Genomic DNA, 14,216 nt, shown 5'->3' with positions numbered 1-14,216 from the left:
TTTGCGGGCAGTTCCCAGCTTGTGGGGCTGCCCGTCATGCTGTTAGATCGGTTGGCTACTGGATGCGCGTCAAATTGGGGCCGCCTTCGATAGGAGCCGTCGCGCCAGGTGACGTAGCGTATGGGCGTTTGATCGTAATCTCACATCATTCCAGATTCGATCGCAGAGATTCAATTTTTCTGGCGCGTGTTTCGGCTTTTTTGCAATTCAAAAGCTGCTCTAGGAAGCCCCGTTTAAACGATCGAGATAGGGCGTGCCATGTTTCTAGATATTGATTTTGCTGGAGGAAGGATTCTAGATCAGGCGGCAGGGTCAGATTTTCAACTTCATCAAGGGCGTTCCAAGCACCATTGGCTTGGGCAATTTCCATAATCCTTAAGCCGTTTGGGTGCATTTGGTTTTGCTCAATCAGCTTGCTAATTTTTTCTTTATTCACTCGGCTCCAGTAGCTCTTGGGATTGCGGGGGGAAATTCGCAATTTGGTTCGTTCGGAGTCAACTTTGTTGGGAAGACTATCAATCCAGCCGTAGCAAAGCAAAACATCGACGATGTCTGAATAGGTAAAATCTGCTTTGTTGGACGATTTTTTATAAAAAACTAGCCAAACTGAGTTCTTTTGGTGCCAGTTTTGGTCTAGCCATCTGTTTAAATCTTGCAGGCGATCGATAGAAATTGACTGAATTTCGGTCATGACATTGCTGCCAAAGTTTCATGATTTGTCAAACATCACGGTTGATCTAAACCAACTGTCATGGGATGCAGCGTGCTTGGAACTACGGGTTCACTTGGATTGTGGGAGCGATCGCATCACTTCATCGATCTTGGGGGATGAGATGCGATCGCTACAATGGGAAAACGCCAGCCCGATCGCGACCAGCGTTCAACAGTTCTCACTCATCCCCACCCTATGTCGGATCCGAAACGCCCCGCTCTGGATGACGATGCCGGTTTGCCCTGGGTGCGATCGCCCCAACACCTGTGGCTGATCGGAGCGGCGATCACGACGATGATCCTGTGGCAACTGCCGTGGGGGCACCAAGTTCTGTATCCCTTTTCAATTCTGGCGACTTGGTTCCACGAAATGGGTCATGGGGTTGCTGCGATGCTTCTGGGCGGGCGGTTTGAGACGCTGTTACTCCATCCCAGTGGCGGCGGCGTAGCCCAACACAGCGGCCAGCTCTGGTTGGGGCCGATCGGGCGAGCCTTGGTGTCGGCGGGTGGGCCCTTGGGTGCGCCCTTGGCGGGCTATGGGCTATTGCGCCTCTCCCAGAAGCGCTTGCCTCGGGTGCAGTTGGGGCTATTTTTGTTGGGTTGTGCGCTGCTGCTGTCGGTGTTGTTGTGGGTGCGCACGCTGTTTGGGGTGTTGGCGATCGGGGCTTTGGGCGTTGCGATCGCGTTGATTCCGCTCTATGGATCCCCTTGGGTGCAATATTTTGCACTGCAATTTTTGAGTGTGCAGGCTTGCCTCAGTACCTTTTCCCGGCTGGACTATTTGTTCACTGAAAACTGCACAATTCAGGGTGTGGCGATGGTCTCGGATACGGGACAAATGGCCAAGCAGCTTTGGTTGCCCTATTGGTTTTGGGGAGCGCTGTTGGCGGCGATTTCGCTTTATTGTTTGGGGTCAGGTCTTTGGCGCTTGGTGCGATCGCGTCCCGATGGGTTTTGAGGTTGATTGAGGGGCGATCGCCGTCGGCTTGGAATGGTGTTCAACTCTAGCGGTGGCTTTATTTTGCCGAACAGCGATCTGACCGCTCCAGATGTGTCCTATGTTTTTCGGGCCGGAATGCCCCGCAGGGTTCGATATTTTTTCGATATTTTGCGGAGGTTGTGCCCAACTTGGTGGTGGAAATTAAATCCCAGAGCGATCGGGTGGCGAAGTTGCGCGAAAAACTCACCATGTATTTAGAGCAGGGCGCTGAGGTGGCCCTGCTGGTGGATCCCGATCGGGAAATCGTGGAACTTTATCGGCTTTTGTAGATAGCAACTAACCCATGCAACCCCAAGGCATATTGATCTTTTTTTGTGGAAAGATGGGGGCGGGAAAATCCACCCGATCACGCCAAATTGCCCAAGCGTTAAACGCGATTTTAATTTCAGAAGATGACTGGCTCAGTCAGCTTTATCCCCAGGAAATCCAAGGATTGGCAGACTATATCCAGTATTCTCGCCGCTTGAAAGGTTTACTTAAACAGCACTTGGCAACGTTGCTGAAGGCGGGACTCTCAGTCGTGATGGACTTTCCCGCTAATACAAAAACCCAGCGGGTTTGGTTCCAAGAGCTGATCCGCGAGCATGATTTGGCTTATCGGTTCATCTATTTGGATGTGGACGATCAAACCTGTCTAGACCGCATTGCCCAGCGCCGCCAAGAGGAACCCGATCGCGCCCAATTTGACACGGAGGCGATGTTTCACGAAGTCACGCGCTTCTTTGAGCCGCCCACGGCTGAGGAGGGCTTGGTCATCGAGGTGATTTAACCGGTTGCCGCCGATCGCTCCGCCCGGTCAGGAAGCGCGATCGCCCCCAGGCCAGCGGCAACGCCGAAGCCACATCGGGGCAAGACGGGATAAGAAGTAGTAGGATTACGGTGTAAATTTGCCCCCTCTGGGCGATCGCCCGCTTCTTGCCCGGCCGGCAAGCCATCACCGATGTTGTTGTCTCGTCCCGTATGAGTTCTGCCCTTACCGAACTGGCGATCGTTGCGGCCTTGACGGTTGCGAACGGGATTTTTTCAATGTCGGAAATGGCGATCGTCTCGTCCCGCAAGACGCGCCTGCAAAACCGAGCGGAACGGGGCGATCGAGCGGCTCGCGCAGCCCTGGCCCTGGCGGAATCGCCCAACCAGTTTTTATCCACCATCCAGATTGGCATCACCCTGATCGGCATCCTCACGGGGACTTTTGGGGGTGCTTCTTTGTCGGCGGAGCTGCGGCCAATCCTGGAAGCCGTGCCGCCATTAGCCCCCATGAGCGGGGCCCTGTCGGTAGTGATCACCGTGGCGGGCATTACCTATCTTTCGTTGGTGGTGGGCGAGCTGGTTCCCAAGCGGTTGGCCCTGGGCAATCCAGAACAGATTGCGGCCAATGTGGCGCTACCGATGCGGTGGTTGTCGCGGATTACGGCTCCGGTGGTCTATTTGTTGAGCCATTCCACGGATCTGATTGTGCGATCGCTCGGAACCACCGTTTCCAGCGAGCCGCAGGTGACGGAAGAAGAAATTAAGCTGCTGTTGCAACAGGGCACGGAAGCAGGCACGGTCGAAGAGGCCGAGCAGGAAATTGTAGAGCGGGTGTTGTCTCTGGGCGATCGCCCCGTCAGCTCCGTGATGACTTCCCGCCGAGAGGTGGTGTGGCTGGATTTGGATGCGCCTTTGCACGAGACGATCGAGCAAATCATCAACAGCCACCACCAGCGATTCCCCGTCTGCCGCGACAGTTTGGATGAGGTCGTTGGGTTCATTCAGGTGAACGACCTGTTGGCCCAAACTCTGATGAATCAGACCCTAAATTTAACGGACTGCCTGCGTCAGCCGTTGATTGTGCCGGAAACCACGGGCACGTTGCGAATTTTGGAGATGTTCCGCGAAACGGGTCTGCATATTGCCTTGGTGGTGGATGAATACGGCGTGGTGCAAGGGTTGGTGACGATCAACGACATGCTCGAAGCGATCGTGGGCGACCTGACCGATGTGGATGAGGAAGACACGCCCAAGGTGGTACAGCGGGAGGATGGTTCCTGGCTGGTGGATGGGATGTTGGCGATCGAGCGGATGCGCGATGAATTGGATATGGCTGAACTGCCCGGTGAGCGGGAAGGACGCTACCAAACCGTGGCGGGCTTCGTGATTGCTTCGTTGGGCCACATTCCCAAGGCCACGGACACGTTTCACTGGAATGGCTTCCGGTTTGAGGTGGTGGATATGGATGGCAACCGGGTTGATAAAATCCTGGTTTCCAAACCCAGCACAGCTCCCAGCGCTTCAGAGCCGCCCACGGCTGATTAAGGGAAGCACGACCTCAGGATCACACTTAAATCACTTAAATTCCTTTGGGCCGAGGGCGATCGCGCTGGGCAACTGTCACAGTGTCTTGATGGGATGGGCGATGGGAATGAGCGGTGTTGTCGGGGTCGATCCAGGTGTATTGGCCAGGTGTATTGGGTTGACCAGTTGGTCAGCGGGTTGATGAACGAATTGATCACGAACCGATCACCCCAACTGTGATCAACTCCAAGATTTTTTGATTAATTTCGATCGACCCATTTCCCGATCGACCCATTTCCCGATCAGGCAACTTTTGCAGTCAATTAATGTACGATATTCAAAATACGCTCTGACAGATTTTGGATCAATTATTCAAAACCCAATTTAGGCTACCTATCAATTGGGGGCGAATTGCAAAATTCAAAACTTTTAACTCTATAACAAATTGTGCTTTGTCAGGTAAGGGGTGATCACCTGACCCCCTTGTGGAAAACTGCCCGATCGGGGCAAAACCTGTGGAAAACCTGTGGAAAAGTACCCCTATTCTGTGGAAAACCTGTGGAAAAATACCCCTCTTTCTGTGGAAAAAAAAAAGTGTCTGTGGAAAACTTGACTAGGTATAAATACCCTGTGGAAAAACACCCCCCCTTTTTCCACAGGGTTTTCCACAGGGTGTGATCGCTGAAAGGTTCATGAAATAAGGATTTTTTTGAGTTTTCCACATTTCCACAGGGCCCTACTACTACTATCTATTTAAAAAATAAGAAAGAGAAGAAGAGATAGATAGTCCAGCCCAAAAATTTTCTTGGAAACGGCCAAAATTCTTCGGGGAGACGGTCTGTTTCTCTCGAACTCAGGATCCAGTTTTTAGCCTAGTCGATCGAGCCGGAATCGCAACCGACCGGTGAGGCAGTGGCCGCTAGGGGCTGGAGACGACAGGGTTCGAGCTGGGCTGAGTTTGAAACCCAGCGGTTGACGGATCCGAAAACGGCTAAAACCCAGACAGAATCAGGATCTGAGCGCTCAAAGTTCGCTGCGCTTGAGGCTGAGCCAATCGGCAAGCTTGAGGGCGATCGAACCCTTTGAAAACGGCTAAAACCCAAGCCAGGCTTTGATTGTTGCGATCGCGCTTCGACTTTCCAGCAGGCGATCGGGCCGCAAAGTCACGGGTTACTCCCGATGGCCAAAACGGCGATTTTGGGTTAAACTCAGGGCTGCTCATCGGGGCCAAATTTCCCCCGGCGGCGGTCGCCGTTTTCCACAGAACAGCCCCGAAACCCAAGCCCCAGAAGCCATGAAGCTGCTTTGCGCCCAAAGCGACCTGAGTGCCAACCTGTCCCTGGTCAGCCGTGCCGTCCCGTCACGGCCGACGCACCCGGTTTTGGGCAATGTGCTGCTGACCTGTGATGCGGGCACTCAGCGCGTGAGTTTGACCGCCTTTGACCTCAGCTTGGGCATCCAGACCAGCTTCCCGGCGGAAGTGGAAGATTCTGGGGAAATCACGTTGCCGGCCAAGCTTTTCGCGGACATTGTGGGCAAGCTGCCCAACGGCACGGTGTCGCTGGATGCGAACGAGGACTGCTCAGCGGCAATTTCCGCCCAGTCCAGCCGCTACCAGATTCAGGGCATGAGCGCCGAAGAATTCACAACCCTGCCGGTGGTGGAAACGGGCGAAGCGGTTTACCTGCCGGTGGCGGCGCTGTTGGAGGGGATGCGCGGTTCCCTGTTCGCCGCCAGCAACGACGAAACGAAGCAGATTTTGACCGGGGTTCACCTGTCGGTGGAGACCGATTCCCTGGAGTTTGCGGCGACCGATGGCCACCGGCTGGCGGTGGTGCGGGCGGCAATGGTGGAGGACGAAGAGACGGAAACGGGCACGGTGGAACCCTTTGCGGTGACGGTTCCGGGCCGGACGCTGCGGGAGCTGGAGCGGATTCTGGCGGCGCAGCAGTCGAGCGAACCGGTGGCCCTGTACTGCGATCGGGGGCAGTTGGCCTTGCAGTGGGGAGATTATTACCTCACCAGCCGCACCCTGGAAGGGCAGTACCCGGCTTATAACCAGCTCATTCCCCGCCAGTTCGATCGCCAGGTGACCGTGGAGCGGAAGCTGTTGCTGGGGGCGCTTGATCGGATCTCGGTGATTGCTGACCAAAAGAGCAACCACATCGTCAAGTTCTCGATCGACGCAACGAACCAAAGTCTAGGCATTTCAGCCGATGCGCAAGATGCGGGCAGCGGTCGCGAAACGATCGAATCGGCCCAAATTTCCGGCGAGGACATCGACATCGCCTTCAACGTCAAGTACTTGATGGAATCGCTGAAAAACCTGACCACAACAGAGATTCAGCTTCAAATGAACACACCCACCAGCCCGGTGGTGATCACGCCCTTGGGTGGCGCAAAGGCAACCCATTTGGTGATGCCGGTGCAGGTGCGGAGCTAGGTTCAGGTTGACCGCAGGCGTTAATCGCTTGGTGTTGTTGGTGTTAACTGCTAGTTCAGTTGCCCTTGCTTTTACCCTTGCTTTGGAATTTCCTAGCGTGGGCTAAATATTGAAGATCATGCCCGTTGCGGTTTCTAGCAGCCCCAGGAAGCCCAGTGAAATGCAACTGACAAGGGATAGCTCGAATTTCCAAAATCAGCGGCTTTTGTGGCAGTTTCTGCCTCCGTTGGGCCAATGGCTGGGGATTGTGGGGGCGATCGCCTGCTGCTGGGCCGCTCCTGTTTGGGCAGAATCAGCCCCGATACCAGCCACGATGGGGGTGTCGCCGTCCGTGACTGACCCCAGCGCTTTGGCGAGTGCTCCGGTCAGCGCCCCGATCGCCATTCCTGCCACGCCTAACCCACAACTGGCACAAGACCTCTTAATTAATCCGGGTGATCTGGGGGTTTTTGATCGGTTCTGGGCCGACCTGGCTGGATCGCAAGTGATTTATCTGGGGGAAGTTCACGACCGATCCGCCGATGTGCCGATCAAATTGGAGGTTATCCACAGGACTTTTCAACAGGTGGAAAACTTTTCGCGCCAGGGTCAGCCCGGCCGGCTGGTCATTGCGCTGGAAATGTTTCAACAGCCGTTCCAGTCGGCCTTGGATGATTACTTGGCGGGGCGGATTGACGAAGCCACCCTGCGCGATCGCACGGAATTTGACCAACGCTGGGGATTCGACTGGGAAATTATTGCGCCGATTTTGCGGTGGGCGCGCGATCGGGGTGTGGCCGTGGTGGCCTTGAACCTGCCCGCGGAAGTGACTCGCCAAATTGGTCGCCAGGGCTGGGATGCGCTCCCCGCTGAGGCTTGGCAATGGTTGCCCCCGCCCAATGAATTGCAACTGGGGTCTGCGGGTTACCGGGCCTGGTTGCGAGAAATTTATGACGAAATTCATCAACAGCACGGAGCCAGCGCCCAAAGTAGCGCCCAAAGTAGCGTCCAGAGTTCTGGGAGTGCCGATCGCACGGAACGCTTTAACCGATTTTTGGCCGCTCAGGCCGCTTGGGACGAAACCATGGCGGCGGGCATTGCTCGGTTGCTGCAACGGCCGGGCGATCGGGTGGTGACCATTTTGGGTCGTGGCCACATGGTCTATGGGTGGGGCGTGCCCGATCGGCTGGCCCGGCGCAAACCTGATGTGGTGCAGCGATCGATCCTGTTGGGCCCCCTGGAAGCCCCCGAAATTTACCGCGATGGACGATCGATCAGTCACTACTGGTGGCCCAGTGCCCGATCGGCCCCGTGAAATTACTGATTAATCCAAGGGTTGATTAGTAATATTATGAGTCAGCATTATGAGTAAACGAGACCAACTCATGCTTAACAGCATTGCTTAGGGTTTGTCATCGTCTTTGGGAGAAGTGAGTTGAGCTTTGCTTCAGTTTCGGATGCTCCGACGTTTCAGGAGCGAGTTGCGCATCTGACCGAACAGCTTGAGCGATTTGCTCAAAAAGATCTTGATCCAACGGTTCGTGATGAATTAGCACTCGACATTCTGTGCGATCGAGATACCTTGCAAGCCATCCTCAAGGACTTGGCAAAGCATCAGCAACTGGAAGCCGCCACCGTTTCAGAAATCGACGCGCTCGATCGTCGCCTGGCAACCCTAGACTCAAAATTTCTGGCCATTGCAGCCTTGCCCCGTTGGCGAGATACCTTTGATCCTGGCCCTAACGCCTGGTGGTGGTTTCCTGAAGCCGAAGGCTCCAAGCCCAAAATTGCAACCCGACGACGGGAAATTTTCTGGCGGGGGGTGTCCGTTGTGTCCCTCCTGGCCACTGCCAGTGCCGCCAGCACCATCCTGCCGGTTTTCTCGATCGGGGGATTTGGCTTAGGAGAAGCCCTGGCCAGCGCCGGCCAGGTGACCGGGCTGGCCGTGTTGGGGCGTGGCGTGCTCACCCCCGAAGGAACCAAGGCCCTCAAACAGTTTTGCGCGAGGTTTTCGATTCCCGGCCAGTGGTATAGCGAGGCGATCGCCGCCTTTTCCATCACCCTTGGCGCTTTGTCCATGTGGGCCGCCCAAGACGGTCTGCCCCGGTGGTTTAACTATGCCGCCAATCAGCACTATCAACAGGGCGAGCTAGAGGAAGCCCGTGTAAATTATCAAAAAACGCTTTCTCTGATGCCCAACAATGACGAAGCCTCATTGGGGCTGGGATTGGTTTATGAATCCCTGGGGCAACTCAAAGAAGCTGGCGATTCTTATCGGCAAGTGGCTGACCAAGGCGACCCGATCGCCCTCAGTCGATTGGCACGAGTTCAGTTCTCTTTGTTGCTGAAAACCAAGCGATCCGACACGTTACTTCGCAATCAACAAACCTCGGAAGTCGAAGCCCTTTTAAAACTGGCACTGCACCGCATTGACATGAGGGGTCTATCAACCCATTGATGCCGCTAACCAGCGCTATCAAATCTACCGAAATTTGGGGTGGTTGCGTTGGTGGCAACGAGATTATATCGGTGCGGAATCTGTCTTGAAACGTGCCATTAGAGAAGATGAATCTTTTCCCGAAAAACAGCTTGGCACAGGTCTTTCCCATTGCTTGCTGGCTCAAATTTATCGTGAAGAACAACGGGAGACGGAAGCCACTGCGGAATACAACATCTGTGTGCAAAAATCGCGGCCGGAAACCCTCACAGAATATGAATGGTTCTTCCAAGTGGGGCAAGGACGGATGGCGACCTGTGTTGATACCAGCGCTGTGATGCGCGGCACAAGCCGAGAGATTATCCGAAAACTACCCCTTTGTACGGAAGACGATCCAGGGCGTAAGAATTCTGTTGCACCGGATCCCACTCAACCCGTCATTCAGTCATCGCCCAGCTCGATGACCGGAACCGTTGCACCACCTAGCCCTTAACCCAGGAAAGAGATTGAAGAGGAAGAGGGTTCCCGATCGCCCGTTGCGTCACTCGATCGACTATCCAAAACCGATTGGGTCAGTTGGACAATTTCCGGAAAAGCAAAGTTTTCCGTTAAGTGGGTCAGGGTTTGAAAGAGGTCGTAATAAGGGCTAGGAATCTGTTGTAAGAGTTGAGTAATGGTTTGATCAGAACAGGTAAGGGCCGCATGGTGTAAAGCGGCAATCCAAGCCTGGGGCATCACCGATAAATCCACGGTGGGTGGCTGGTCGATCGCGCCTAGGGAGCTGACAGAGTGATCGGGCGCATCGGTTCTGAGTTCTGCATAACGGTACTTTAAGGGCAAATATTTTGCCATCATCTGAAAGGGTTCATCGAGGGCAAAAGGCTTGCTCATATAGTCATTACAACCGGCTGCGATCGCCAGCGAAGGATCATCGGCAGACCCCTGGGCCGTAATGGCAATGATCGTGGTTAAGGAAAAGGGTGCTTGATGCTTACTTTCCCAACGCCGTTGCTCCAGAGTACGAATTTTTCGCGTTGTGGCATAACCATCTAATCCTGGCATTCGCAAATCCATCCAAATCAGATGGGGCTGCCAATCTTGCCATTGGGCGATCGCTTCTAAACCGTTTCTTGCTTCATGAATTTGCAAACCCAAACAGGACAGTAGCCGCACCAAAAGCTGGCGATTTTCCGTTTGATCATCCACCACCAAAATTCGATAGTCCGTGCGATCGCTCGCTAATCCCACAATTTGGGGAATCGGCGTATTGGTTTGCGACATCGCCTGATGAGTCACCAAAACGGGGAGATAAAAGCGAAACAGGCTGCCTTGGCCCAGTTGGCTTTCAGCGGTAATTTCTCCACCCATTAACTCCACCAGTTGGCGACTAATGGCTAAACCCAAGCCGGTTCCACTATGGGCATCTTGGTGATCCGTTGCCTGCACAAAATCATCAAAAATGGTTTCCAAATGTTCAGGAGCAATGCCAATTCCACTATCTTGAACCTCAAATAGCAAGGTGGTTTGGGTGGGCGTAGAGGGCGATCGCTCCGTTGATGTGCCATTCGCTGCAACCGAATTAGGAATAGGTGTTATCTCTGAGGAAACTGCCTCAAAATCAGGAATATTTGGGGGTGAAGTTTCCGGAACAGGGGGTAACTGGTTTGGGCTGCTGTTGTGGGAACGTAGCCGCACTCGAATAAAGCCCGTTTGCGTAAACTTCAGGGCGTTGCTAATCAAATTAATCAAAACTTGCTCTAGCTTTCGGCCATCAACTAGGGCATGGGTGGGTAATAATTCGGCCAGTTGTAAATCTAGCTGTAGGCCCTTATGTTGGGCTTGCAACAAAAATAGATCGGCCACACTTTGCATTAATTCGCGCAGGTTAATGACCTGAGGCGCGAGGGTTAATTTACCGGCTTCTATTTTAGATAGATCTAAGATCTCGTTGATGAGTTTTAAAAGATGCTCACCACTGCGATAAATTCGCTGTAAGTCGTCCCGCTGGGTGGGTGACAAAACCGCTTCTCGCTGCAAAATATTGGTAAATCCAAGAATAATGTTGAGAGGGGTTCGGAGTTCATGGCTCATTTTGGCCAGGAAGGTACTTTTCGCGCGGTTAGCCACTTCTGCGGCCTCTTTGGCTTGATGTAACTCCCGTTCCACTTGTTTTCGATCGCTGATGTCACTGAGGATGCCAATCAGGCAATCTTGACCTTCCAAATAGCTGATGGTGGCTGAGAGCAGAACCGTTTTAATTTCGCCAGATTTGGTGCGAAATTCCGTTTCAAATTCGCGAATCCATCCCTGCTCTTTCACGATATTTCGAAACTCAATCAAATCATTGGGATCTTTCCAGAGCTGCATTTCAGTGCAGCTTTTGCCCACCATTTCTACGTGAGAATAGCCTAGAATGCGCGTGAAATTATCATTAATATTAAGACAATAACCATCATTGACTTTGGCAATCCAGGCGGCTTCTGGACCCGCTTGGAAGATGGTGGCGAATTTTAATTCCGATTGACGTAGGGCCAGTTCCATCCGTTTTTGATCGGTGATGTTGGTGATGGTTCCCACCAGTTTTACCACTCGACCCTGTTGATCAAAAATCGGCTCGCCGCGACTGATCAGATAGATGGTTAACCCGTCGCGCCGTTGGATGCCATGTTCGATCGTGTAGGGAATTCCTTGCTCGATCGCCTCCGTGACCGTGGCTACAAATCGCGGGCGATCGGCCTCGGGGAGCAAATCAAAAAGGTCAGGGTGGCCCGGCTCCTGGCCATCGGGTTCCAATCCCAAAATGCGAAACTGTTCCGCAGACCAAGTGCTTGTGCCCGTTGCCACATCAAATTCCCAACTGCCCACCTGGGCAATCCGTTGGGCTTCCGTGAGGGCCGCCGTTTTCTGGGCCACCTGTTGCTCCAGGTCACGGGCATAGGTGTGGCGGAGTTGGTCGGCCGCTTGCAAGGCTCCCACCATTTGCTGAAAGGCTTGGGTTAAGCGATTCACTTCCGCCACCCGCGTTTTGGGCAGGGGGTTGGCATGTTGGCCGGCGGCGATCGCCCGGGTTGCTTCTGTCAAATTTCGCAGCGATCGGCTCAAGCGTTTGGCCGTCCAAGTGCCCGTTCCCAAGGATCCTGCCAAGGCCAACAAACAAAACCAAAGATTTTGGCGATGATTAGCCTCAATCTCACCAATGAAATCGGCTTCCGGAACCGCCGTGACCACAAGCCAATGCAACCCATAGGCATCTTGGTAGGGGGTGACTTTCGTAAACAACGTGCCATTTTGAAAGGCTAATCGCCACCGTTGTTCCGTTTGAATGGCTTGCCATTGGGGATCTTTTTGTTGAAGTTGCTGGGCAATGGCCCTGGTTTCTGAATTACGACTTTGGGCCAGCGATAATCTTGTGGGATAGGGTTGGTTGGGTTGCTGAATGTAGGGCAATTCCAGGGTTGAAGTGGCCACCAAATTGCCCGATCGATCCACAATAAACGCCTGACCTCGGGGCGAAATCTGCAACTGATTGAGAAAGGTATTCAACCCCGACAATAAAACCGTGCGGCTTAAAACGCCCCGAAAATTGCGATTGCCATCATAAATTGGCAACAATGCATCAATGCCCAACATTGGAATCACGCGATGGGTGTAAACCGGTGACCAAGTGGGCTGGCGACTACTTTGGGCCCGTTGAAACCAGGCCGTTTGTCGCACATCATCGGTAATTTGATAGGCGGCTTCCAAGGGTTGCCCTTGGTCATTCACACGCGAATAGAGGCGCTGGTTGGGCAGGTTGGGGCTGGCCTCTGCCAGGAACTGTGTACCTACGGGATAGGATTTGCCCGTCAACTGCTCAATTTGTTGGCGCAACTCCAAATTGACCGATCGCACATAGCCCACCAGCAAGCCCCGATCGTTGGCAAACATGGTCGCCACCAGACTGGGATCCGTGGCCATCTGTTGCCACAGATAATCGCGCCAAGGGGTGGAGTTATCCAACGGCAACTTGCCCCCTTGGATCGCTCGACCATTGGCGGCCAAGGTGTGTTGTTGCTTGCTGAGCAGACTATCCACATGATCACGCACCCGGTGATCCACAGCATCCAGCAGGCGATTGGCCAAATTTTCTACGGAGGTTTGGCCGCTGCGGTAAGACCAATAGCCGACCAAGCCCACCGCCCCCACCACCTGCACCACAAAGGGAACCGTCAACACCCAAAACAGGCTGATGGCCGCAGATCGATTGGCCACAGATCGATCGGGCTGATTTTGGCCATGCCGCAACAGCGAAATCCGTTGCCAAAGGCCTTGGATCCGACGAGGGAGCCGCATTTTTCGCCAGCGTGGCTGTTGAAGATTCATAGGCTCATGCGGGACTGACGGGGCAATTCAGGCGCGTTCAGGGGCCCTTGTCCTAGCGGTTTGGGAAATGACGGGGAGACTGGAGGCAGCGGCTTGGGTCGGAAATGGTCGGTTTGATTTTGGGCATGGGTGGGTAGTGGCATCCCAATCGCTCAACGGTGGATGACCTGACTGCAATTGTGCGATCGACCGGTTTGCAATCCTCGACTGCGATCACAATCGGGGCCCGATCGCAGTTCGATCGCGCCGTTGCCTAACCAATCGCTTACAACTGGTATTAACACTATCAGCGACTGATGATCTGTAACGCTATCTACCTACTAATCGAGTAGATCTACTGAAGTGTTAGAAATATCACAGTGTTCTTTGCTCGATCGCTTGAACTCATATTGATAATTCTATTGATATCAATTTATGGAACTGAGGTTTTATAAGTTTTGTAAGTGTGCTGAGCGGGCAAGAAATTGCCCTTGATGGCTCAGATTAGTTGAAAGTTCGATTCACCTAGTCAACCGCTGAAAAATTACCTTAAATGACTATACTAACCCATGAGAAAGAATTTTGGCTTGCTGGAAATTACGGCGAGTTAGTCCACTAGAGATCACAAGAATCCCAGGATGATAAAAACATGAGTCCCTTGATTTTGAAAAGGGTAAATTGTGCAAGATTTGATCTTGGCTTAAGGATACTTAAAATTCCAGCAGAAACTAGATTGGGAATCGGCTATTCTGGACTAGACCTTAACCGATGATTCGGGTTTTTGATTCCGCAAAAGTTAGGATAGTCAGTGTTAGAAAAATAACCCAATTGTCTTGAACGGGGTGGCAAATTAGGTCACCCTCATCAATGCACCCAAAATACTCCTGTTTTCCCCAAGGGTGATTGCTAAAGTTTTGTTCTGGAACTGACGCTTGGCAACCTGAGCCATCGCGGCGGTTGGCTGGGATGCAAGGGGCTCGGGTGAAAGTGCAACCGTGTTGATCAGGAATTTTTGATCAGAAATTGGCGAA

At 53.2% G+C, this 14,216-nt stretch carries 11 protein-coding genes; 8 read left to right on the top strand and 3 right to left on the bottom strand.

The genetic code is table 11. The features are described 5' to 3' along the window. Nucleotides 1-145: 145 nt before the first annotated feature. A complete protein-coding gene (locus H6G52_RS10525; protein WP_190528160.1) occupies nucleotides 146-436 on the bottom strand; it encodes a YdeI/OmpD-associated family protein in 291 nt (96 codons plus the stop codon). A gap of 471 nt (nucleotides 437-907) precedes the next feature. On the opposite strand from H6G52_RS10525, the gene H6G52_RS10520 reads away from it, so the two are divergent. The 3 genes from H6G52_RS10520 to H6G52_RS10510 all read left to right on the top strand — a co-directional run bounded on the left by H6G52_RS10520 (nucleotide 908) and on the right by H6G52_RS10510 (nucleotide 2,480). Continuing rightward, nucleotides 908-1,669, top strand: a complete 762-nt coding sequence (locus H6G52_RS10520; RefSeq protein WP_190528158.1) for a M50 family metallopeptidase — start codon at nucleotides 908-910, stop codon at nucleotides 1,667-1,669. A gap of 161 nt (nucleotides 1,670-1,830) precedes the next feature. Continuing rightward, the gene (locus tag H6G52_RS18355; protein ID WP_199312325.1) at nucleotides 1,831-1,980 is read left to right on the top strand and encodes a Uma2 family endonuclease; all 150 of its coding nucleotides are present in this window, start codon (nucleotides 1,831-1,833) and stop codon (nucleotides 1,978-1,980) included. 14 nt (nucleotides 1,981-1,994) lie between these two features. Next, nucleotides 1,995-2,480 carry an ATP-binding protein gene (locus H6G52_RS10510; protein ID WP_190528156.1) on the top strand — a complete coding sequence of 162 codons (486 nt, stop codon included), beginning with the start codon at nucleotides 1,995-1,997 and terminating at the stop codon, nucleotides 2,478-2,480. On the opposite strand, the gene H6G52_RS10505 is transcribed toward H6G52_RS10510, so the two are convergent. Beyond that, nucleotides 2,477-2,641 (bottom strand): hypothetical protein, encoded by a 165-nt coding sequence (locus H6G52_RS10505; protein ID WP_158234444.1) that lies wholly within the window; start codon nucleotides 2,639-2,641, stop codon nucleotides 2,477-2,479. The two genes, H6G52_RS10510 and H6G52_RS10505, sit on opposite strands and share 4 nt — an antisense overlap. A 30-nt stretch (nucleotides 2,642-2,671) precedes the next feature. Between H6G52_RS10505 and H6G52_RS10500 the strand changes: the two genes are divergently transcribed. The 5 genes from H6G52_RS10500 (at nucleotide 2,672) to H6G52_RS10480 (ending at nucleotide 9,337) form a co-directional block, all read left to right on the top strand. After that, nucleotides 2,672-4,006: a hemolysin family protein gene (locus tag H6G52_RS10500; protein WP_099533444.1), complete on the top strand. Its 1,335-nt coding sequence runs from the start codon at nucleotides 2,672-2,674 to the stop codon at nucleotides 4,004-4,006. A gap of 1,273 nt (nucleotides 4,007-5,279) precedes the next feature. Continuing rightward, nucleotides 5,280-6,428, top strand: coding sequence for a DNA polymerase III subunit beta (gene dnaN, locus H6G52_RS10495; RefSeq protein ID WP_099533451.1), 1,149 nt, complete (start codon nucleotides 5,280-5,282; stop codon nucleotides 6,426-6,428). 160 nt (nucleotides 6,429-6,588) lie between these two features. Then, on the top strand, nucleotides 6,589-7,722 hold the full coding sequence (locus H6G52_RS10490; RefSeq protein ID WP_190528155.1) for a ChaN family lipoprotein: 1,134 nt from the start codon (nucleotides 6,589-6,591) through the stop codon (nucleotides 7,720-7,722). A gap of 120 nt (nucleotides 7,723-7,842) precedes the next feature. Further along, complete coding sequence (locus tag H6G52_RS10485; RefSeq protein ID WP_190528153.1) at nucleotides 7,843-8,865, top strand: tetratricopeptide repeat protein; 1,023 nt, start codon at nucleotides 7,843-7,845, stop codon at nucleotides 8,863-8,865. Nucleotides 8,866-8,950: 85 nt separating this feature from the next. Further along, nucleotides 8,951-9,337, top strand: coding sequence for a hypothetical protein (locus H6G52_RS10480; protein ID WP_190528151.1), 387 nt, complete (start codon nucleotides 8,951-8,953; stop codon nucleotides 9,335-9,337). Here the strand turns inward: H6G52_RS10480 and H6G52_RS10475 are convergent. Further along, nucleotides 9,334-13,206, bottom strand: coding sequence for an ATP-binding protein (locus H6G52_RS10475; protein ID WP_190528149.1), 3,873 nt, complete (start codon nucleotides 13,204-13,206; stop codon nucleotides 9,334-9,336). The two genes, H6G52_RS10480 and H6G52_RS10475, sit on opposite strands and share 4 nt — an antisense overlap. Nucleotides 13,207-14,216 lie beyond the last annotated feature (1,010 nt).

Source organism: Limnothrix sp. FACHB-881 (genome assembly GCF_014698135.1).
Taxonomy (GTDB): domain Bacteria; phylum Cyanobacteriota; class Cyanobacteriia; order CACIAM-69d; family CACIAM-69d; genus CACIAM-69d.
The sequence above is the reverse complement of the archived record's forward strand: the minus strand, read 5'-3'. Positions and strand labels throughout refer to the sequence as shown.

Coding starts and splice junctions, on each gene's coding strand:
- H6G52_RS10520 (WP_190528158.1), top strand. CDS start 908: ATGTCGGATCCGAAACGCCCCGCTCTGGATGACGATGCCGGTTTGCCC.
- H6G52_RS10510 (WP_190528156.1), top strand. CDS start 1,995: ATGCAACCCCAAGGCATATTGATCTTTTTTTGTGGAAAGATGGGGGCG.
- H6G52_RS10500 (WP_099533444.1), top strand. CDS start 2,672: ATGAGTTCTGCCCTTACCGAACTGGCGATCGTTGCGGCCTTGACGGTT.
- dnaN (WP_099533451.1), top strand. CDS start 5,280: ATGAAGCTGCTTTGCGCCCAAAGCGACCTGAGTGCCAACCTGTCCCTG.
- H6G52_RS10490 (WP_190528155.1), top strand. CDS start 6,589: ATGCAACTGACAAGGGATAGCTCGAATTTCCAAAATCAGCGGCTTTTG.
- H6G52_RS10475 (WP_190528149.1), bottom strand. CDS start 13,206: ATGAATCTTCAACAGCCACGCTGGCGAAAAATGCGGCTCCCTCGTCGG.